18 protein-coding genes are annotated in these 21,637 nt (G+C 62.2%); 7 read left to right on the forward strand and 11 right to left on the reverse strand.

Annotated features, from left to right (window positions below; genetic code table 11):
- Positions 1-2: 2 nt before the first annotated feature.
- From GNZ12_RS16600 to GNZ12_RS16615, 4 genes are read right to left on the reverse strand one after another with little or no spacing between them, the layout of a single operon-like run.
- Positions 3-2,066, reverse strand: a complete 2,064-nt coding sequence (locus tag GNZ12_RS16600) for an NADH:flavin oxidoreductase (protein WP_172311580.1) — start codon at positions 2,064-2,066, stop codon at positions 3-5.
- 40 nt (positions 2,067-2,106) lie between these two features.
- A complete protein-coding gene (locus GNZ12_RS16605; RefSeq protein ID WP_172311582.1) occupies positions 2,107-2,643 on the reverse strand; it encodes a DUF5943 domain-containing protein in 537 nt (178 codons plus the stop codon).
- 57 nt (positions 2,644-2,700) lie between these two features.
- A complete protein-coding gene (locus GNZ12_RS16610; protein WP_172311584.1) occupies positions 2,701-3,672 on the reverse strand; it encodes a dipeptidase in 972 nt (323 codons plus the stop codon).
- An 18-nt stretch (positions 3,673-3,690) separates the two neighbouring features.
- Positions 3,691-4,965: a serine hydroxymethyltransferase gene (locus GNZ12_RS16615; RefSeq protein WP_172311586.1), complete on the reverse strand. Its 1,275-nt coding sequence runs from the start codon at positions 4,963-4,965 to the stop codon at positions 3,691-3,693.
- 445 nt (positions 4,966-5,410) lie between these two features.
- Here GNZ12_RS16615 and GNZ12_RS16620 point away from each other — a divergent pair, with 445 nt between their 5' ends.
- Positions 5,411-6,409: a GlxA family transcriptional regulator gene (locus GNZ12_RS16620; RefSeq protein ID WP_172311588.1), complete on the forward strand. Its 999-nt coding sequence runs from the start codon at positions 5,411-5,413 to the stop codon at positions 6,407-6,409.
- 141 nt (positions 6,410-6,550) lie between these two features.
- Here the strand turns inward: GNZ12_RS16620 and fdhA are convergent, their stop codons facing one another.
- A complete protein-coding gene (gene fdhA, locus GNZ12_RS16625) occupies positions 6,551-7,750 on the reverse strand; it encodes a formaldehyde dehydrogenase, glutathione-independent (RefSeq protein WP_074287573.1) in 1,200 nt (399 codons plus the stop codon).
- 141 nt (positions 7,751-7,891) lie between these two features.
- Here fdhA and GNZ12_RS45550 point away from each other — a divergent pair, with 141 nt between their 5' ends.
- From GNZ12_RS45550 to betA, 6 genes are all read left to right on the forward strand, one after another.
- Positions 7,892-8,185: a recombinase family protein gene (locus GNZ12_RS45550; protein ID WP_407947706.1), complete on the forward strand. Its 294-nt coding sequence runs from the start codon at positions 7,892-7,894 to the stop codon at positions 8,183-8,185.
- On the forward strand, positions 8,091-8,906 hold the full coding sequence (locus tag GNZ12_RS16630; protein WP_172311751.1) for a creatininase family protein: 816 nt from the start codon (positions 8,091-8,093) through the stop codon (positions 8,904-8,906). Before GNZ12_RS45550 ends, GNZ12_RS16630 begins: the two co-directional genes overlap by 95 nt.
- A 65-nt stretch (positions 8,907-8,971) precedes the next feature.
- Positions 8,972-10,144 (forward strand): YncE family protein, encoded by a 1,173-nt coding sequence (locus GNZ12_RS16635; protein WP_172311590.1) that lies wholly within the window; start codon positions 8,972-8,974, stop codon positions 10,142-10,144.
- 212 nt (positions 10,145-10,356) lie between these two features.
- Complete coding sequence (gene betI, locus GNZ12_RS16640; protein ID WP_172311592.1) at positions 10,357-10,944, forward strand: transcriptional regulator BetI; 588 nt, start codon at positions 10,357-10,359, stop codon at positions 10,942-10,944.
- A gap of 42 nt (positions 10,945-10,986) precedes the next feature.
- A complete protein-coding gene (gene betB / locus GNZ12_RS16645) occupies positions 10,987-12,456 on the forward strand; it encodes a betaine-aldehyde dehydrogenase (protein ID WP_172311594.1) in 1,470 nt (489 codons plus the stop codon).
- Positions 12,457-12,467: 11 nt separating this feature from the next.
- Positions 12,468-14,153 (forward strand): choline dehydrogenase, encoded by a 1,686-nt coding sequence (gene betA, locus GNZ12_RS16650; RefSeq protein ID WP_172311596.1) that lies wholly within the window; start codon positions 12,468-12,470, stop codon positions 14,151-14,153.
- 149 nt (positions 14,154-14,302) lie between these two features.
- Here the strand turns inward: betA and GNZ12_RS16655 are convergent, their stop codons facing one another.
- The 6 genes from GNZ12_RS16655 to GNZ12_RS16680 form a co-directional block, all read right to left on the reverse strand.
- Entirely contained in the window at positions 14,303-15,721 is a 1,419-nt protein-coding gene (locus GNZ12_RS16655; protein WP_172311598.1) for an MFS transporter, read from the reverse strand.
- Between the two features lie 234 nt (positions 15,722-15,955).
- Positions 15,956-16,219 carry an SET domain-containing protein gene (locus GNZ12_RS16660; protein ID WP_172311600.1) on the reverse strand — a complete coding sequence of 88 codons (264 nt, stop codon included), beginning with the start codon at positions 16,217-16,219 and terminating at the stop codon, positions 15,956-15,958.
- Positions 16,220-16,279: 60 nt separating this feature from the next.
- On the reverse strand, positions 16,280-16,936 hold the full coding sequence (locus GNZ12_RS16665) for a sarcosine oxidase subunit gamma (protein WP_172311602.1): 657 nt from the start codon (positions 16,934-16,936) through the stop codon (positions 16,280-16,282).
- Positions 16,926-19,928 carry a sarcosine oxidase subunit alpha family protein gene (locus tag GNZ12_RS16670; RefSeq protein ID WP_172311604.1) on the reverse strand — a complete coding sequence of 1,001 codons (3,003 nt, stop codon included), beginning with the start codon at positions 19,926-19,928 and terminating at the stop codon, positions 16,926-16,928. Before GNZ12_RS16670 ends, GNZ12_RS16665 begins: the two co-directional genes overlap by 11 nt.
- Positions 19,925-20,251, reverse strand: a complete 327-nt coding sequence (locus tag GNZ12_RS16675; protein ID WP_172311606.1) for a sarcosine oxidase subunit delta — start codon at positions 20,249-20,251, stop codon at positions 19,925-19,927. Before GNZ12_RS16675 ends, GNZ12_RS16670 begins: the two co-directional genes overlap by 4 nt.
- A gap of 121 nt (positions 20,252-20,372) precedes the next feature.
- On the reverse strand, positions 20,373-21,617 hold the full coding sequence (locus GNZ12_RS16680) for a sarcosine oxidase subunit beta family protein (protein WP_172311608.1): 1,245 nt from the start codon (positions 21,615-21,617) through the stop codon (positions 20,373-20,375).
- Positions 21,618-21,637 lie beyond the last annotated feature (20 nt).

The following is a 21,637-nucleotide window of genomic DNA, read 5'->3' on the forward strand; positions in this document are numbered from 1 at the left end:
CGTCAGAAATCCTTGCAAAGGCGCAGCGCGTCGTAGATCGCGCCGTGAATGTTGTGCATGGAAATGCAGTCGCCGACGCGGAACAGCAGGAAGCGACCGTTGCCGAGTTCTTCGCTGAGTGACGGTTGCGGCTCGGACGCGAAGAGCTTGTGCACGTCCACCTGGCCGCGATTCACCGACTCAGGCTTGAGCGCCCAGTAAAGCTGGTCATTCGGCGTGCTGCCGTTTTCGATCACCACCTGATCGACCACGCGCTCTTCCTGTTCTTCCGTGTACTCGTTGCGGATCACGGCGATCTTCTTGCCGTCTTCCTCGTACACCTTGTCGAGCCAGTAGTTCGGCGTGTGAATCACGCCTTGCGCGTAGAGGCGGCGATAGAAGATCGGGAACGTGGTGCCGCCGACGTCGTCGGCAACCTTCACGTCAGGCGTCACGATCTCGACGTTCGAGCCACGGCTCGACATGAAATCCGCGACGCCCGCGCCGGCGTGCGTGCTGACGCCGTCATAAACCAGCACGTTCTTGCCTGGCTCGACCTTGCCCGACAGCACATCCCATGAACTCACCGCGAGCCCTTCTTCGACGCCCCACGCCGCCACTTGCGACGTGAATGACGAACCGCCCGTGGCCAGCACGACGATGTCCGGTTTCTCGGCCATGATGGTTTTTTCGTCGGCGGCGACACCGAGACGACGATCGACACCGAGGCGCTTCGTTTCCATATCGAACCAGCGCACGATGCCCGCCATCTGTTCACGCTGTGGCGCTTTCGCGGCGAGCATGATCTGACCGCCGACATAATCGTTCTTCTCGAACAACACCACGTCATGGCCACGCGACTTCGCCACGCGCGCCGCTTCCAGTCCAGCGGGACCCGCACCGACGACGACCACCTTGCGCTTCGGCCCACGCGTCTTCGCGATCACGTGCGGCATGGTTTCTTCACGGGAGGTCGCGGCGTTCTGCACGCACAGCACGTCCAGCCCGTTGTACTGGCGGTCGATGCAATAGTTCGCGCCGACGCATTGCTTGATCTCGTCCTCGCGACCGTCGCGGATCTTGATGACCATATGCGGATCGGCGATCTGCGCGCGCGTCATGCCGACCAGATCGACCATGCCGCTCGCGAGCAGACGTTCCGCCTGACCTGCGTCGCGAATGCTTTGCGCGTGCATCACCGGCAGCTTCACCACCGACTTGATACCCGCCGCGAGATGCACGAACGGTTCGGGCGGCAGCGCCATCGGCGGCATGCAGTTCGCCAACGTGTTGTGCGTATCCGCGCCCGAACCGATCACGCCGAGGTAATCGATCAGGCCGGTTTCGCTCATCGCCTGGGCGATTTCTTTCAGTTGTTCGTGATCGAGACCGTCTTCATGGAATTCGTCGCCACACATACGCAGACCGACGCAGAAATCCGCGCCGACCGCTTCGCGCACGGCCTTCAACACTTCCGTGCCGAAACGCAGGCGGTTTTCGAGCGAACCGCCCCATTCGTCGGTGCGGAAATTCGTGCGCGGGCTCCAGAACTGATCGATCAGATGCTGGTGGGCCGCCGAAATCTCGATGCCGTCCATCCCCGCATCCTTCACGCGCTTCGCGGCTGCGGCAAAGTCCGAGATGATGCGGCGAATCTCTTCCACTTCAATGATCTTCGCGTTGCCGCGGTGCACCGGCTCACGCACGCCCGATGGCGACATCAGATGCGGCCAGTGCTCGCCATGAAACGCCGAGCGGCGGCCCATGTGCGTGGCCTGGATCATGATCTTCGCGCCGTGCCGATGCATCGCTTCGGCGAGCCGCGCGAGCGGATCGATGATCTTGTCGGTCGACAGATTCACCGACTTCCACCAACCTTGCGGGCTGTCGATCGAAACCGGGCTAGAGCCGCCGCACACGGCGAGGCCGACACCGCCCTTGGCCTTCTCTTCGTAGTAACGGATATAGCGATCGCCGGGCAGACCGCCCGGTTCCGCATACACCTCCGCGTGCGCGGTGCTGACGATACGGTTACGCAAAGTCAGCTGGTTCAGCGTGAGAGGCTTGAAAAGGTTCGGGTAACGCATCGCGATCGACCTCGGAATAGATAGGCTGTGTGCGTTGTTGTTACGACGCGAGCGGCGACACTTCGAACACGCAGTGGTCGTGGCCTTCAGCCGCGCAGCGCGCTTCCTGCGAATGGGACGGCGGACCTTTGCGCTGTCCATCCGGCGCGGTGTCGTTGACCCAATCCATCGCGCCTGCGAACCAGCCGGCAAACATGTAGCAAAGCTTGCCTTCCTTTCCCGGCTGCGCCAGCACGAACGACGAGTGGTGCAATTCAATGCGGGCACGCGAGCTGGACGGATCGGCTTCCGTAATCGTGAAGATGCCCCAACCGCGCTGCGACAGACGCTTCAGGTAATGCTCGAACACCGCCATACCGGCAATGCCGTGTTGCTTCGCTTCCTTGTCGCACCAGAAATACGCGGACTTGTAGCCGGCCTTGTAGAGGATCTCGGCATACGTGTCGATGCCCAGCGCTTCCTCGACGGCAGTGTGGTTGTTCGTGAAGAAGTGACGCGGCACGTAAAGCATCGGCAGCGCGTCGGTCGTCCAGACGCCGGTGTTCGGATCGACGTCGATAGGCAGTTGGGGTTGCATGTGGAGACTCCGTTTTTTATGGGGTGGCGTTCGGGTTGACGTTCGATAACGTGGAAATCAAACCTTCCACACTTCGCCAAACACCCGTACCCAGTTTTCGCCCATGATCTTCTTGATGCGCGTCTCGCTCCAGCCGGCGCGTTGCATCGCAGCCGTCAGGTTCGGAAACTCGCCGATCGTGCGAATGCCTTCCGGATTCACCACCTTGCCGAAGTTCGTCAGTTGGCGATAACGGCCCTTGTCGTGCGTGATCCAGTCGAAGAACTCAGTGCTATAGCCTTGCGTGAAGTCCGTGCCAATGCCAACCTGGTCCTCGCCGATCAGATTCACCACGTAGTCGATGGCTTCGATATAGTCTTCGACCGTCGCGTCCGGGCCGCGCTTCAGGAACGGCGCGAACATCGTCACGCCGACGAAGCCGCCTGCGTCCGCAATCTCTTTCAGTTGCTCATCGCTCTTGTTACGCGGATGCTCTTTCAGCCCCGATGGGCAGCAATGCGAGTAGCACACCGGCTTGTTCGACGCGGCAATCGCTTCGGAAGATGTTTTGCCACCCACATGCGAGAGATCGACCATGATGCCGACGCGGTTCATCTCCTGAATCACTTCACGGCCATAGCCCGACAGGCCGCCGTCGCGTTCATAGCAGCCCGTGCCGACCAGATTCTGCGTGTTGTAGCAAAGCTGGACCACGTTCACGCCGAGGTCCTTGAAGGCCTCGATATAGCCGAGGTTGTCTTCGAATGCATGCGCGTTCTGGAAGCCGAAAATGATGCCGGTCTTGTTCTCTTTCTTTGCGCGCAGGATGTCGTCGGTGGTGCGCACAAGTGTCAGGATCTCGCCGTATTCGCGGATCTGCTGCTTCATCTCGGCGATGTTGTCGACTGTCTTCTGGAAGCTCTCCCAGACCGACACCGTGCAGTTCACCGCGGTCACACCGCCCTTGCGCATGTCTTCGAACACCGAGCGCTCGAACTTCGAAATGTTCAGACCGTCGATGATGATGCTGTTGTCGTGCAGAGTGCTCATCATTTGCTCCAGGCGTGCTTAGTAGATGGGAAAGCGTTCGCACAGCGCGAAAATCTCGCGGCGCACGCGTTGTTCGGTTGCGGCATGGCCTTCCGGATGATCGCGCAGCGCGTCGAGCACCTCGACGATCAGCCGCCCGACTTCGCGGAACTCACTCACGCCGAAGCCACGCGTGGTACCCGCCGGCGTGCCGAGGCGAACGCCGGACGTGACCGTCGGTTTCTCGGTGTCGAAAGGAATGCCGTTCTTATTGCAGGTGATGCCCGCGCGTTCCAGCGCCTGCTCGACCTGATTGCCCTTGAGGCCCTTCGGGCGCAAATCGACCAGAAGCAGATGGTTGTCCGTGCCGCCCGTCACCAGATCGACGCCGCCCGCCTTCAGCACTTCGCCCAGTGCCTGAGCATTGGCAAGCACGTTGTCGATGTAGGACTTGAAGCCCGGTTGCAGCGCCTCGCCGAACGCCACCGCCTTGCCGGCGATCACATGCATCAGCGGACCGCCTTGCAAACCGGGGAAGACCGCCGAATTGATCTTCTTGGCGATGTCTTCGTCATTCGTCAGTACAAAGCCGCCACGCGGACCGCGCAGCGTCTTGTGCGTGGTCGACGTGACGACGTGCGCGTGCTCGACCGGATTTTGATGACGCCCGGCCGCGATAATCCCCGCGATGTGCGCCATATCCACCATCAGCTTCGCGCCCACGCCATCGGCGATCGCGCGCAGCCGTGCGAAGTCCAACGCGCGCGGATAGGCTGAGAAGCCGGCGATCAGCAGCGCCGGTTTGTGCTGCTGCGCGAGTTCCTCGATCTGCTCGTAATCGATCAGCATCGTGTCGCGATTCACGCCGTATTGGACCGCGTTGAACCACTTACCCGACATCGCCGGCTTGGCGCCGTGGGTCAGGTGGCCGCCCGCGTCGAGCGACATGCCGAGCACCGTGTCGCCCGGCTTCACGAGTGCGAGCATCACCGCGCCATTGGCCTGCGCGCCGGAGTGCGGTTGCACGTTGGCGAATTTCGCATTAAACAGTTGCTTGATGCGATCGAGGGCGAGCGTTTCGATCACGTCGGCGTATTCACACCCACCGTAATAGCGTTTCCCCGGATACCCTTCCGCGTATTTGTTGGTCAGCACCGAGCCCTGTGCTTCGAGCACCGCGCGCGACACGATGTTTTCCGACGCGATCAATTCGACTTGCGACTGCTGGCGCTCAAGCTCTTTCAAAATGGCGCCGCGCACCGCCGCGTCACGCGTGGCGAGCGATTCTTCGAAGAAAGGATTCGGGTTCGACATGGAAGGTCCGTGGGGTGGTTGGCGGAGGACTGGGAGCGGCTGTGAAGCGGGCGGTTGATCCAGCTGTAACGCCCTGCTGCTACCGGTCTGCATTGCGTCTATTCTTGACGTTCGCCCCGCGCGCCAATTTACGAATTCAGACGCGTTCTTTGCCTTTTCCGCCATGAGCGACCTTTTTCGACAAGTCGCGATGGCAGGTTTCGCACGATCGTTAGCCTTTCGCGCTTTTGTTGCACTGCAGCTGACCGTCGTGCGCGGTTCGGGTGCGTAGGCGGCCGCTGACGGCTCCGTTCTGGTGCCGTTTGTTTTAGCGATCCCTCTTTATTGACGGGCAACCGAGGGTTTAGCCTGATGGCACGTTAGTTGCACCCGTCCTCAAAATTGCAGCAGTCGCCGCTCCCCACGGCGACGCGACATTACAGATTCGAAGGATTCATTTCCCCCCATGTCCACCGATCGCACGGCGTCGCTGTCGCATTTCGCATTCATGCCGGTTCCGAACTTCACGATGATCGCGTTCACCAACGCGATCGAAGTCCTCCGCATGGCGAACTACCTGACAGGACAAACGCTTTACCGCTGGTCGATCGTGAGCCCCGAAGGCGGCCCGGTGACCGCGAGCAACGGTCTGGCGGTCGACACCGGGCCAGTCGAATGCGTCGGTCAGCCGGATATCGTGTTCGTGGTCGGCGGTATCGACGTGCAGCGCGCCACGACCCCGGCCCATCTTTCCGCTCTGCGCCGCTTCGCCCGCATGGGCAGCGTGCTCGGCAGCCTGTGCACCGGCACCTATGCGCTGGCGCGCGCCGGTCTGCTGGGTGGGTATGCGTGTGCGATTCACTGGGAGAACATGTCGGCGCTCAAGGAAGAGTTTCCCGACACGCGCTTTCTGAAAGAACTGTTCGTGATCGATCGCGATCGCGTTACTTGCACGGGTGGCGTCGCGCCGCTCGACATGATGCTCAACCTGATCGCGCCGCGTGTCGGCACGGCACGGGTCACGCAGATCGCGGAGCAGTTCATCGTCGAACATGTGCGCGATACGAGCGCGCAACAGAAAATGCCGCTGGTGGCGCGGCTCGGTTCGGCCAACAAGTCGCTCTTCGAAGTGATCTCGCTGATGGAGAACAACATCGAAGAGCCGCTTTCACGCGAAGAACTCGCGCGGCTCGCCGACATGTCGCAACGGCAATTGCAGCGCCTGTTCCGCGAACATCTGGGAATGACGCCGACGCATTACTATCTGACGCTGCGCTTGCGGCGCGCTCGCGAGTTGCTGCTGCAAACCGACATGTCGATCATGCATATCACGATGGCTTGCGGCTTCCAGTCGGCTTGCCACTTCTCGAAGAGCTATCGCGACGCGTTCGGCACCGCGCCGACGCGTGAACGGCGCAGACAGGCGCCGTCGCTGGCATCCGTCACGCCTGTGATGGCGGCTTGAGTCGATTACCTCGCTGACAACTTCACCGCCTGAAAGCACAACGCGTTGAACGGGAACCCGCTCAACGCGTGCGTTGTGATCACGCTGTTCAGCCTTGCGTGACAGTCTCAGACAGGACCGCGAACGCGGTCCCTTCGTGCTTCAGGCCGCTTTCAACAGCCCGTGCGGATCGATCACAAACTTCTTCGGCGCGCCGCCATCGAACTGCCGGTAACCGTCCGGGGCCTGATCGAGCGATACAACGGTCACGTTGACGATGTCGGCAATCGGCAAGCGGTCCCACAAGATCGCCTGCATCAGATTGTGGTTGTACTTCATCACCGGTGTCTGCCCGGTGTGGAACGAGTGCGACTTGGCCCAGCCGAGGCCGAAGCGGATGCTCAGGCTGCCTTTGCGGGCGGCGGCATCGGTGGCGCCCGGATCGTCCGTCACATACAAACCCGGAATGCCGATCGCGCCCGCGGCCCGGGTGATTTCCATCAGCGAATTGAGCACCGTGGCCGGCGCTTCCTCATGCGAGCCGCTGCTGCCGTGGCCGTGTGCCTCGAAGCCGACGCAGTCCACCGCGCAGTCCACTTCGGGTTTGCCGAGAATCTGTTCGATCTGCTCGCCGAGCGTAGCGTCCTTCGATAGATCGATGGTCTGGAAACCCATCTTGCGTGCATGCGCGAGACGCGCCTCATTCATATCGCCGACGATCGTGCAGGCCGCGCCCAGCAAGCGTGCGGATGCGGCCGCCGCCATCCCCACCGGCCCTGCGCCCGCAATGTAGACCGTGGCGCCCGGCTTCACACCCGCCATCACCGCGCCGTGATAGCCGGTCGGCAGAATGTCGGACAAACACGTCAGGTCACGGATTTTCGACATCGCCTGGGCGTGATCGGGGAATTTCAGCAGATTGAAGTCGGCGTACGGCACCAGTACATACTCGGCCTGCCCGCCGATCCAGCCGCCCATGTCGACGTAGCCATAAGCTCCGCCCGCTCGCGACGGATTGACGTTCAGGCACACACCGGTGTGCTGCGCCTTGCAGGTCGGACAGCGTCCGCACGCGACGTTGAACGGCACCGACACCAGGTCGCCGATCTTCAACGTTTCAACGTCGCGGCCCACCTCGATCACCTCGCCGGTGATCTCATGGCCGAGTACGAGACCGACCTCGGCAGTCGTGCGGCCGCGCACCATATGCTGGTCGGAACCGCAAATATTCGTGCTGACCACCTTCAGGATCACGCCGTGGCCGATTGACCGGCCACGCGGATCGACCATCTTCGGAAAGTCGATCGACTGCACTTCCACCTTGCCCTGCCCTAGATACACGACGCCGCGATTGCTGCTCATTTGTCTGTCTCCATGTCTCGTGAGCGGCGGGCCTGACTCTACGTGGCGCGCCGTTCAACGAGCGTAGCGCCCGCTGAAACAAAGGACATGCACCGAACACGACACCGGTTTGGCAGGAACCGACACGCAAGGTGTAACCGTATGATCTGCTATTCTCGCTTTCACCTACGGACCCTTCGCCCTGGTCTACAGACGGCTCTGGAAGTATTGCGTGCAGGCGACACCCTGGTCGCCTGGAAACTCGATCGCCCAGGTCGTAGCATCAAGGGCGATGGGTGCCCGAGTCCGCGCGACCTTAAATTTCAGAGCCCAAATACGCATTTCCCACGAGGACCCCTTCATGCGCTTTCCACCAAGACGAGCTTTCGCATCCGTCATTTTGCTCATCGCCACGCAGACTGCTTTTGCTCAAACCCCGAAAACCGTACTCCTTGAGGACCTGACCTGGACCGAACTGCGCGACCAGATTCAGGCGGGCAAGACCACCATCATCGTCCCCATCGGCGGAACCGAGCAAAGCGGCCCCGACGTCGCACTCGGCAAACACAATGCACGCGTCAAGGTGCTGTCGCAGCGCATCGCCGAGGGCCTCGGCAACGCGATCGTCGCGCCGGTCATCGCCTACGTGCCTGAGGGCGGCTACGCTCCGCCGACCTCGCACATGCGCTTTCCCGGCACGATCACCGTGCCGGACGACGTGTTCGAAAAGACGCTGGACTCCGCCGCGAACAGCTTCAAGGTTCACGGCTTCACCAACGTCGTCTTTCTCGGCGACCACGGCGGCTACCAGAACGATGTCAGGCGCGTCGTAGCCCAGCTCAACAAGAGCTGGGCCGGCTCCAACGCCCGCGCATTCGTGCCTCCGGCGTACTACGGCACCAGCTCGGACGGCTACGCGCAGATCCTGCGGCAGCACGGCGTCAACGATGCCGAGATCGGCACTCATGCGGGACTCGCGGATACCTCGCTGCTGCTGGCGGTCGCGCCGCAGATGGTGCGGCTCGAGCGCCTGCGAACCGGTCCGAAACTGGGACCGGCTGACGGCGTCTATGGCGGCGACCCGCGGCACTCGAGCGTTGAACTCGGTCAACTGGGCGTTGACGCGATCGTGTCGCGGACCATCGATGACATCAGGAAAGAGACCGCAAGCCGTTGAAACATTCAACAGCGCCCCCTGAGTCCATCCCCGATTCCCCCATTCACTCGATAACGGAATTCGCCATGCAATTGTGTTCTTTCCGCTTTTCGCGCGTTGCAACGGCCGTCGCCATCGCGCTGGCCGGTTTCTGCGCCGCCGGCGCTGCATCGGCTGCGCCGGCTGTCGCAACGGTGGCCGGCATGCCGCCCGTGGTGAACCCCGATAACCTGTACAGCGAAGCGGGCGCCGGCCATATGAGCCCCGCGGTCGCAGGCGCGTTGCCGCGCGTCTATGTGCCGAACCTGCGGTCGAACGACGTCTACGTGATCGATCCGGCCACGCTCAAGGTCGTCGACAGGTTTCACGTCGGCTTCAGTCCGCAGCACGTCGTCCCTGCATGGGATCTGCAGACGCTGTGGGTGGCCAACAACGCCGAAGGCCGCCCCGACGGCAGCCTGACCCCGATCGATCCGAAGACCGGTAAACCCGGCAAGCAGATCATGGTCGACGATCCCTACAACATGTACTTCACGCCGGACGGCAAAGAAGCGATCGTGGTGGCCGAAGCGCACGCGCGACTGGACTTTCGCGATGCACACACGATGGCGTTGAAATCGAGTCTCGAAGCGCCGCAGTGCAAAGGCATCAATCACGCCGATTTCTCGATCGACGGCAAGTACGCGCTCTTCACCTGCGAATTCGGCGGGAAGCTGGCCAAGATCGATCTGGTCAACCGCAAGGTCGTGGGCTACCTCGAGCTCGACAGGAAGGGCATGCCACAGGACATCCGCATCTCGCCGGACGGCAAGGTGTTCTATGTCGCCGACATGATGGCCGACGGCGTCCACGTGGTCGACGGCGACAGCTTCACGAAGATCGGCTTCATCAAGACCGGCGTCGGTACGCACGGCCTGTACCCGAGCCGCGACGGCACCCGGCTCTATGTGTCCAATCGCGGCTCGAATCTCGTGCACGGACCGAGACATGGCAAGGGCAGCGTGTCGGTGATCGACTTCGCAACGCGCAAGGTCGTCGCGAACTGGCCGATTCCGGGCGGCGGCAGTCCCGACATGGGTAATGTCAGCCCGGATGGCAAGATGCTGTGGCTGTCCGGCCGCTTCGATGACGTTGTCTACGCGATCGATACGACGACCGGCTCCATCAAATCCATTCCGGTTGGCGCGGAACCGCACGGGCTCACAGTCTGGCCGCAGCCCGGGCGTTATTCACTTGGCCACACGGGCAATATGCGCTAACCGGTGACCGGCACAACCGGGCTGCGCCGCCTATCGAACAATGCGGCGCGCTCGGGTTGTTGCCGCCTTCGATTTCGGGAGTACCACGTACGGATCGTCCACGATTTCACTGATGCAACCCGTTTTTTATTGATTGACCATTCAATATAAAAAAACTAACATGGCCCATCGAACACCTGGGTGGCCGGCCTGCGCCTGCCACCCCTAGCACCATGCCCAAACTTGGAATGCGCGAAATCCGCCGCGCCCAGCTCATCGACGCAACGCTGCTGACCATCGACCAGACCGGCCTGGCCGGCGCGACGCTCGCCTCGGTTGCGCAGCGCGCGAGCATTTCCACCGGCATCGTCAGCCACTATTTCGGCGACAAGGACGGTTTGCTCGAAGCCACCATGCGCCACGTGCTGCGCGACCTGTGGCAAGCCACGTCAAGACGGCGCCGCGCGGCGAAAGCGGATCCCCGCTCGAAACTGCGCGCGGTCGTCGCGGCGAATTTCGACACCGAGCAAACCAGCAGCCCCGTGATGAAAACGTGGCTCGCGTTCTGGTCCGAAAGCATGCATAAGCCCCAATTGCGGCGGCTTCAGTACGTGAACACGCGCCGCCTGAATTCGAACCTGTGCGCGGATTTTTCTAAAGCACTGCCGCGTGCGGCGGCGCGCCGTGCGGCAAGCGGCTTGGCAGCGTTGATCGACGGACTGTGGCTGCGCGGCGCTTTGTCCGGCGAGCCCTTCGATACCAAGGCTGCACTGCGCGTGGCAAACGACTACATCGATCTGCTGCTGGAAGCGCGCAACTAGCACGCGTCCAGAGCAGCGACACTTTCAGAAAAGGAGCAAGTCATGGCGGTATTCGCAACGCAACGTCTCTATATAGGCGGCGCCTACGTCGACGCGACCAGTGGCGAGACCTTCGACACGCTCGACCCCGCCACCGGCGAAACGCTCGCGACCGTACATCAAGCCTCGGCGGCCGACGTCGATCGCGCGGTGCAATCCGCGCGAGACGGCCAACGCGAGTGGGCCGCGCTCACGGCGATGCAGCGCTCGCGCATCCTGCGCCGCGCGGTCGAGATCCTGCGCGAACGCAATGACGAACTCGCCGCGCTCGAAACACGCGACACCGGCAAGGCGATCGCGGAGACCCGGGCGGTCGATATCGTCACGGGCGCCGACGTGATCGAGTATTACGCGGGGCTGGCTACCGCGATTGAAGGTCAGCAGATTCCGTTGCGGCCTTCGTCGTTTGTTTATACGCGGCGTGAACCGCTGGGTGTATGCGCGGGTATCGGCGCATGGAATTATCCGATCCAGATCGCGTGCTGGAAATCGGCGCCCGCATTGGCGGCCGGCAATGCGATGATCTTCAAGCCGAGCGAAATCACGCCGCTGTCCGCGTTGAAACTCGCTGAGATTTATACAGAAGCCGGTGTCCCGGCCGGCGTATTCAACGTCGTACAAGGCGACGGACGCGTGGGTGCGATGCTCGCCGCCCATCCCGACATCGAGAAGATCTCGTTCACTGGCGGCGTCGAAACCGGAAAGAAGGTGATGTCGCTGGCGGGCGCCTCGTCGCTGAAAGAAGTGACGATGGAGCTGGGCGGCAAGTCCCCCCTGCTCGTCTTCGACGATGCCAACCTCGAACGCGCCGCCGACATCGCGATGAGCGCCAACTTCTTCAGCTCCGGTCAGGTTTGTACAAACGGCACACGTGTCTTCGTGCAGCGTAGCGTGCTGGAACGGTTCGAAGCGTTGGTGCTGGAGCGGGTCAAGCGGATTCGCGTCGGCGCGCCCACAGACGCCGACATCAACTTCGGCCCGGTGATCAGCGCCGCGCAATTGCAGAAAGTGCTGGGCTACATCGAAAGCGGCGTACAGGAAGGCGCGCGGCTCATTGCCGGCGGCAAGCGGCTAACGGAAGGCCACTTCCGCAACGGCCAGTACGTCGAGCCGACGGTTTTCACCGGCTGCCGTGACGATATGCGGATCGTGCGCGAAGAAATCTTCGGTCCGGTGATGAGCATCCTCGTTTTCGACGACGAAGACGAAGCGATCTCGCGTGCAAATAGCACCGCTTACGGTCTTGCCGCGGGTGTCGTGACTGAGAATCTGGCGCGCGCGCATCGCGTGATTCATCGTCTCGAAGCGGGTATCTGCTGGATCAACACCTGGGGCGAGTCGCCCGCCGAAATGCCGGTGGGCGGCTACAAGCAGTCGGGCGTCGGCCGTGAGAACGGCATCACCACGCTCGAACACTACACGCGCATCAAGTCCGTGCAGGTCGAACTCGGCCCGTATCAACCGGTGTTCTAAGGGGGATGGCGATGGCTTCGAACGAATACGACTACATCATCGTCGGTGCGGGTTCAGCGGGCAACGTGCTCGCCTCACGGCTGACCGAAGACGCGGACGTGACCGTGCTGCTCCTCGAAGCAGGCGGCCCCGACTACCGTTTCGATTTTCGCACGCAGATGCCCGCGGCCCTCGCCTATCCGCTGCAGGGGCGGCGCTACAACTGGGCGTACGAAACCGACCCCGAGCCGCATATGAACAACCGTCGCATGGAGTGCGGACGCGGCAAGGGGCTTGGCGGCTCGTCGCTGATCAACGGCATGTGCTACATCCGCGGCAATGCGCTCGATTACGACGGCTGGGCTGAACGCGCCGGGCTGGAAAACTGGACCTATCTGGATTGCCTGCCGTACTTCCGTAAAGCCGAAACACGCGATGTCGGCGCGAACGCGTATCACGGCGGCGACGGCCCGGTCCATGTGACGACGAGCAAGCCCGGCAACAATCCCTTGTTCGCCGCGATGGTCGAGGCCGGCGTGCAGGCGGGTTTTCCGCGTACCGACGATCTGAACGGCTATCAGCAGGAAGGCTTCGGCCCCATGGATCGCACGGTCACGGCGAACGGCAGACGCGCCAGCACCGCGCGCGGTTACCTGGATCGCGCGAAGACGCGTCCGAATCTGACGATCGTGACCCACGCCATGACCGATCGTGTGCTGTTCTCGGGTAAGCGTGCGGTTGGCGTCGCGTATCTGCAGCATGGCAATGCCGTGACTGCGCATGCACGCCGCGAAGTGCTGGTGTGCAGCGGCGCGATTGCCTCGCCGCAATTGCTGCAACGCTCAGGCGTGGGCCGCTCGACGTGGCTGCGCGAACTCGACGTGCCGCTCGTGCACGATCTGCCTGGCGTCGGCGAAAACTTGCAGGACCATCTGGAGATGTACATCCAGTACGAATGCAAGGAGCCGGTTTCGCTGTATCCGGCGTTGCAATGGTGGAATCAGCCTGCCATCGGACTCGAATGGATGCTTAACGGCACGGGTCTTGGCGCGAGCAATCAGTTCGAAGCGGGTGGCTTCATCCGTACCCGCGACGATGATCTGTGGCCGAACATCCAGTATCACTTCCTGCCCGTTGCGATCAACTACAACGGTTCGAACGCGATCAAGATGCACGGCTTTCAGGCGCATGTCGGTTCGATGCGTTCGCCGAGCCGTGGCCGTGTGAAGCTCACGTCACGCGATCCTGCCGCGCATCCGAGCATCCTGTTCAACTACATGGCCGATCCGCTCGACTGGCGTGAGTTCCGCGACGGGATCCGCATTACGCGCGAGATCATGCGGCAGCCGGTGCTCGATCGTTATCGCAGACGTGAGCTGAATCCGGGCGCTGAACTCACGACCGACGAGCAACTCGACACCTTCGTGCGCAACCGTGCGGAGACGGCGTTTCATCCGTCATGCTCGTGCAAGATGGGTTATGACGATATGGCTGTGGTGGATAACGAGGGCCGCGTACATGGGCTCGATGCGCTCCGCGTGGTCGATGCATCGATCATGCCGCAGATCACAACCGGCAATCTGAACGCGCCGACGATCATGCTCGCGGAGAAGATCGCCGATCGGATTCGCGGACGGGATGCGCTGGCGCGGGTGGAGACGCCTTACTTCGTGGCCCACGGTGTGGCGTCGAGGAAACGGGAAGCGGCAGCGGTTTAGTCCGCACCAGTTCGAGCCAGGTGCTAACGACAAAGCCGCGAGAGATTCGCGGCTTTTTTATACCTTGGTCAACTAGTAAGCGTTCAATCCGCGCGGGACTCAATACAGCAGAAGCAACATCCCGCGCGAGGTCCAACGTCCTTTAACATTCACTCACGCGCAGGACTCAACACTCCCTGCGCGTCCGCCTCAACGGCTTCAGACACCAAGGTCTCCAACGCCAGCCCTCGTGTCTCGATGCCCATGATCCACACGGCCGCCGCCGCGATCACAAAACACATGGCCCCGAGAGAGAACACGCCGCCTTGTCCGAAGATAGGCAGCACAACGCCTACCACGTAAGGACCGATCAGCGACCCCACGCGACCAATCGCCGATGCAAAGCCCGATCCTGTAGCCCGCGCTCCCGTGCCATAAAGCTCAGGCGTATACGTATAAAGCACCGCCCACATCGCAAACATGAAAAACTGCATCGCAAGTCCGGCGCAGATCAGCAACGTCGGCGTTTGCGCGTGCAGCGCGGTTTGTCCGTAGACATAGGCCATCACCGCGCTGCCGGCGAGCGACGCGATACAGGTCGGCTTACGTCCCCAGCGTTCGACCAGCCACGCTGCGCAGATAAACCCGGGAATCCCACCGAGCGAAATCAGCACCGTATACAGCACCGACTTCGTCACCGCAAAGCCCGCTTGTTGCATCAACGCACCGAGCCACGACGTCAGCCCATAAAAGCCGAGCAACGCGAAGAACCACAACGTCCAGACCATAATCGTGCGGCGCCGGTAAGCCATGCTCCAGATCTCGCGAAACGCGCTCGTGCCCTTCGCCGCCGGCGGCTCCTTCAGCATCACCGGCGCGCGCAACTGGTTCAGGCCTGCCGCCTTCATGACCTTCACTTCGACTTCGGCGAGGATCTTGTCCGCTTCGGCGAGGCGTCCGCGATGTTCCAGCCAGCGCGGCGATTCCGGCACGACGCGGCGCACGATCAGCACGAACACGGCGGGAATCGCCAGCAGCGCGAACTCCGTGCGCCACCCGAACGTCGGCAACACGAAATACGACACCACGCCCGCAGTGATGAAACCGAGTGGCCAAAAACCGTCCATCAGCGCAATCAACCGTCCGCGTGACGCGGCAGGCACGAACTCGGACAAGAGCGTCTGCGCAATGGGAAACTCCATGCCCATGCCGAAGCCAAGCAGCACGCGATAGAAAATCAGCGACTCAACGCTCTGCGCGGTCGAACATAAATAGGATGCCAGCCCCCACAGCACCATGCTCCACTGAAACACGGGGCGCCGTCCGAAGCGATCAGCCAGCAATCCGGCAACGGCAGCGCCGATCACCATGCCGAAGAAGCTCGCACTCGCAACCAGCCCCGCGGTCGCGGTCGACAAATGGAACTCAGTCTTGATCGAGCCGAGCACGAAGGTCATCGTGCCGAGATCGACCGAGTCGAAAAAGAATGCAATCGCGATGATGATGAAGAGGGTCCGGTGATATCCGGAGAACGGCAGTCGCTCGAGTCTTGCGGCAGCGCTCGCGCGAGGCTGAAAAGCGGTAGACATGTGATCCCCTCGTTGATGCGGCGGCTGCCGCGTGGACATCCGAACAGTGCATTTCAGTAGACGCCGACATAAATCGGCCACATAGAAGGAATGCGTCATCCGGATGGAACGGGGGCGTCGTTCCTGTCTTTCGCGCGCGCATACATACGCGTAAGAGGCGCACTTTCGTGTCGTAGCCGTGCAATGGCGAAACAGCGCTTCGTGGCCGAGGTGGTGCATGCACGAAATCGACCCTTATGGTCGCAGCCGCGCCCGCGCAGCGCCAGCAATGCGCGCGAGCGCATCCGCACTCAAACGAGCGGCGATTTTCTCAACGTATTCGTGATGCCGTGACTGCAGCGGCGCGCCCAACTGCTGCGCGAGGAGATAGCGGATCAAGGCGATGCGCCGATGCCGCAACACGATGCTCTGATCGAGCAGCGCGAGCGCGGCATGGGCATCGTGCTGTTGGCATGCGCGCTCGGTGAGACGCGCGGTGGCTAGACGGGTCGACGTCATGTCAGTCGGCGGCCGGGGGAGCCGCAAGCGGTGCCTCAGCAAGACACCGCTCGCCGTGCTTCACGACATCAGCGGCTCGGCCGCATCGAGCATGATCTTGACGAAGTAGTCCGCAAAGCTGCGGCGCACGACGATATCGAAACTGTCCGCGCCGGTGGGCAATAGCGTCATCGATGCCTTGAAATAGTGGGTCTGCGCGCACTGCCCTTCACCGAACAATTTCGGGTGCAGATCGAGCGGGCAACCGCGCACCAGCACGTCACGCGTACGCGTCCCGCTGATTTCCAGCACCGTATAACCGCTGCCGATATCCACCGCCGAAGCGAACACGCCCGCAAACGCCGCGCCGAGCTTCGCCTGCAGCGGCGCGGTACGGATCGCGTCATGCGCCATGGCCGAGCGCACCAGCCACTCATCGGGGCCGAGCCACAGCATGTCGTAGCCATTGCCGCGGACGATAGTGTTCGCTTTCTCGGGCGGCCGGCAGCCGATCACGCCCTCCACCGCTTGCATGAACGCTGCGTCGCGCGTGTCGCCACGCACATTCACCAGTTCCAGAAACGGCCGCTCGCTCAATCGGAACGCCGCCGACGCCGTCGCCTGATGCTTCTTCAACAACGCGTCCGCCCCCACCAGCGGCGACTCCTGCCACACGCCCGTTTGCTTGCCGACAGCGCGATCCATCGCCGACACCGTCCCTCTAGTTTCATTCCACATGTTGACGTGCTCCTTCGTTGTCATAGAACACCGAGCTGGTGACCTTGGCTGCAATCTGCTTGCCGCTCGCGAGCGGAATCGTGACGATTTCGCCGATCTTGTCGAGTCCGCCCTTCAGCACCGCCATCGCAATCGAGCGTTTCAGGATCGGGCTGTAATAGCTCGACGTGACGTGGCCAAGCATCGGTGCGGTATCGCCCTGGAACGGACCCGCGACGATCTGCGAGCCTTCGGGGATCACGAACGAGGGATCGTCCGAAAGCAGCCCGACCAGTTGCTTACGTCCCGCCTTCGCCGTGTCCGTTCGCGTCAATGATCGCTTGCCGAGAAAGTCTTTCGACTTCGCGACCAGTCCGCCCATGCCGAGGTCGTAAGGCGTCATCGAGCCGTCCGTATCCTGCCCGACGATGATGTAGCCCTTCTCCGCACGCAGCACGTGCATGGTTTCCGTGCCGTACGGCGTGATGTCGAATTCCGCCCCTGCGGCCATCAGCGCTTCCCACACCGCGCGTCCGACGTTCGCGGGCACGTTCACTTCATAAGCGAGTTCGCCCGAGAAGCTGATCCGCATCACACGCGACGCCGCGCCCGCCACCGTGCCTTCACGATAGCTCATGAACGGGAACGCCGCATTCGCAAACTCGATGTCGTGGCAGACCTTCTGCAAGACCTTGCGGCTGTTCGGGCCGACCACCGCGAACGTCGCCCAATGGTCCGTCACGGAAGCAAGCCGCACGCGCATGTCCGGCCACTCGGTTTGCAGCCAGCGTTCGAGCCACGTGAGCACGCGTGCCGCGCCACCCGTGGTGGTGGTCATCATGTAGTGCTGGTCGGCGAGGCGCACGGTCACGCCATCGTCAAAGATCATGCCGTTTTCGTCGAGCATCAGCCCATAGCGGCATTTGCCGACTTCCAGCTTGCTCCACGGATTCGTGTAGACCCAGTTCAACAGCTTCGCGGAATCGGGGCCCTGAATGTCGATCTTGCCGAGCGTCGAGGCGTCGAGAATACCGACGCTCGTGCGCACCGCCAGCGATTCGCGCGCCACGGCGGCGTGCATGTCTTCACCCGCTTTCGGGTAATACCATGGACGCTTCCAGTTGCCGACGTCCTCAAACGCCGCACCGTTCTCCACGTGCCATTCGTGCACCGCCGTCTTGCGCACCGGATCGAGAAACTCGCCCAGCTCGCGACCTGCAAACGTGCCGAACGTGACGGGCGTGTAGTTCGGACGGAACGTCGTCGTGCCGGTTTCGGGAATCGTCTTGCCGAGCGCCTGCGCGAGAATCGCCATGCCGTTGATGTTGCCGAGCTTGCCCTGATCGGTGCCGAAACCCATCGCCGTATAGCGCTTCACGTGCTCGACGGATTCGAAGCCTTCGCGCGCCGCCAGGAAAATATCGGCCGCCGACACGTCGTTCTGGAAGTCGACAAACTGCTTCGGCCCGCGCGTCGCGAGTTCGCGCCCGCCGACGAGCCACAGCGGTTGCATCTTCGCTTCGGTAATCTCAGCCACCTGCACTGGATTCGGCCGCGCAACGATGTGGCCAGCCGCACGCGCCGCCTCGCCACCGGCGTCGATGGCGAAGCGAATGCCCTGTCCCAGCGTGAAGTCACCGGCACACGCGCCGATGCTCGTCTCCGCCTGCATCGCCTTGCCGGGCACGAAACAGGCCTTGTCGTCATGCCAATGCGCCTTGCCGCCCGACTGCGCGAACAGATGCAGCACCGGGCTCCAGCCGCCGGACATCGCGAGCAGATCGCAGGGCAGCGCGGCCTGCTTCGCACCGACCTGTCCGTTCGAATACGACGCCACGTCGACCGATGCAACCCGCAACTTGCCGTGCGCCGCTGTCACAGCCACGCCGTTCATCACTTTGACGCCGTAGCGCCGCGCGAGCGCGGGCAGCGTGCCCTTCGATTCGCTGGCGCGCGGATCGACGACCGTCACCTGGGCACCGGCGGCTTTCAGATCGAGCGCGCATTGATAACCGTCGTCGTTGTTCGTGAACACCACGGCATTGCGTCCCGGCAACACGGCATAGCGATGCAGGTATGTCGACACAGCCGAAGCCAGCATCACGCCCGGCAGATCGTTGTTACCGAACACGATCGGCCGCTCATGCGCGCCCGTTGCGAGAATCACGCGTTTCGCGCGGATCTTCCACATCAGCTCGCGCGTGCCCTTTCTCTGCGACACCGGCAGATGCTCGGTGAGCCGCTGCGTCACGGTGATGAGGTTATGGTCCTGGTAACCGAACGCCGTGCTGCGGCACAGGATCTTCACATCCGGCATCTGCCGCAGCTCGTCCTCGATTTTGTGGACCCATTGCAGCGCCGGCTTTCCGTCGATCTCCGCGCGGCACGATAGCAACGAGCCGCCAAGTTCCGGCTGATCGTCGATCAGCGTGACCCGTGCACCGGACAACGCCGCCGCATGCGCGGCCGCCAGACCCGTCGGGCCACCGCCGACCACCAGCACGTCGCAATGCGCAAAGCATTTGTCGTAGCGGTCCGCATCGGTTTGCTCGGGCGCCTTGCCGAGGCCGGCTGCATCGCGGATCACTTCCTCATACTTCGGCCAGAACTTGCGCGGCCACATGAAGGTCTTGTAGTAGAAGCCCGCCGGAATGAAGCGCGCGAACTTCTGGTTGATCGCCATGCGGTCTTTCTCGATGCTCGGCTTCGCGTTCACGCTGGTCGCAACGAGCCCCTGATACAACTCCACTTCAGTCGCGCGCGCGTTCGGCACCGTGTACGCGCCGGTTTCGAGCTGCACGATCGCGTTCGGCTCTTCCACCCCCGCCGTCACGATGCCGCGCGGCCGGTGGTACTTCCAGCTGCGCGCCACGAAGTGCTCACCGTTCGCAAGCAGCGCGGACGCGAGCGTGTCGCCCTGATAACCCTGGTACTTGCGGCCGTTGAACGTGAAGTTCAGTACGATAGCGCGGTTGATGCGCCCGCCGCTGGGGAGTCGGTCTTTCTGGCTCATGGTGCCTTACCCTCGTTTGCCTTGTCTTGTGCTTTAGCCTCATTGCTGTCCATCGTGAGCAGCGGACGGTCGAACGTCTCGTAGCCCTGAATCTCGTAGCTCACCGTATCGCGCTGCGCCTTGAACCATCGGCGGCATCCTTGCGTGTGCATCCATTGCTCGCGATGCACGCCGCGCGGATTCTTGCGCATGAACAGGTAGTCGCCCCATTCCTTGTCGGTGAGTTTCTCGGTGTCGAGCGGACGGGCAATGTCCGCTTCGCCGCCGCAAGAAAATTCGGTTTCGGCGCGTGGCCCGCACCACGGGCATTCGATTAGCAGCATCTGTGTTCTCCGTTGTCGACGGGAGTTGGCGCTTTAGCTGTCGACCGGAGTTGGCGCTTTAGCGCGTTACTCCGGTCCCATGCAAAGCACCTACTCCCGTCCCATGCAATTGATTGCCGTGTTAGTGGGCAACAGCGGCAGCGCCGTGCTCGTCGATCAGGTGGCCGGTGTAGAAACGGTCCAGCGAGAACGGCGCGTTCAGCGGATGCGGTTCGTCCTTCGCGATTGTGTGTGCATAGGCCCACCCCGATCCAGGCGTCGCCTTGAAGCCGCCCGTGCCCCAGCCGCAGTTGAAATAAAGGCCCTTGACGTCGGTCTTGCTGATAATCGGGCACGCATCCGGCGACACGTCCACGATGCCACCCCACTGGCGGTTCATCCGCACGCGCGAGAACACCGGGAACATTTCGACAATCGCTTCAAGCGTGCCTTCGATGATCTGGAAACTGCCGCGCTGGCCGAAGCCCGTGTACTGATCGACGCCCGCGCCGATCACCAGATCGCCCTTGTCGGACTGGCTGATGTACGCATGCACTGCGTTCGACATCACCACCGTGTTGACGACCGGTTTAATCGGCTCTGAGACCAAAGCCTGCAAAGGATGGCTCTCCAAAGGCAAGCGGATGCCGGCCATATCGGCGAGCGTCGACGTATTGCCCGCCGCGACCACTGCAACCTTCTTCGCCTTGATGAAACCCTTGGTGGTATCCACGCCAACGACCTGGCTGCCGTCGCGGCGAATCCCCGTGACCTGACAGTTCTGGACGATGTCGACACCGTGTTGATCCGCGCCGCGTGCGAAGCCCCACGCCACCGCATCGTGGCGCGCCACGCCGCCGCGCCGCTGGATCGACGCACCGAGCACCGGGTAGCGACTGTTCAGATTGATGGTCGGCTCGATTTCCTTGATTTGCTCCGGCGTGAGGAATTCGGCATCCACGCCGTTCAGCCGGTTTGCATTCACGCGACGTTCGGTGTCGCGCACGTCCTGCAGCGTATGCGCAAGGTTCATCACGCCGCGCTGGCTGAACATCACGTTGTAGTTGAGGTCTTGCGACAGACCTTCCCACAGTTTCATCGCCTTTTCATAAAGCGCGGCCGACTCGTCCCACAGATAATTCGAGCGCACGATGGTCGTATTACGCGCGGTATTGCCGCCACCGATCCAGCCTTTCTCCAGCAGGGCGATATTGCGCACACCGTGCTCTTTCGCGAGGTAATAGGCAGTGGCGAGACCATGCCCGCCGCCGCCGACGATCACGACGTCGTACTCACGCTTGGGCTCCGGGCTCTTCCACTGGCGCTCCCAGTTCTCGTGATACGACATCCCGTTGCGCAACAGGCTGAATATCGAATAGCGGCTCATCGTTGGTCCTTTGGGTCCTG

The sequence above is a fragment of the Paraburkholderia solitsugae genome, from assembly GCF_013177695.1.
In the GTDB taxonomy this organism is placed as follows: domain Bacteria; phylum Pseudomonadota; class Gammaproteobacteria; order Burkholderiales; family Burkholderiaceae; genus Paraburkholderia; species Paraburkholderia solitsugae.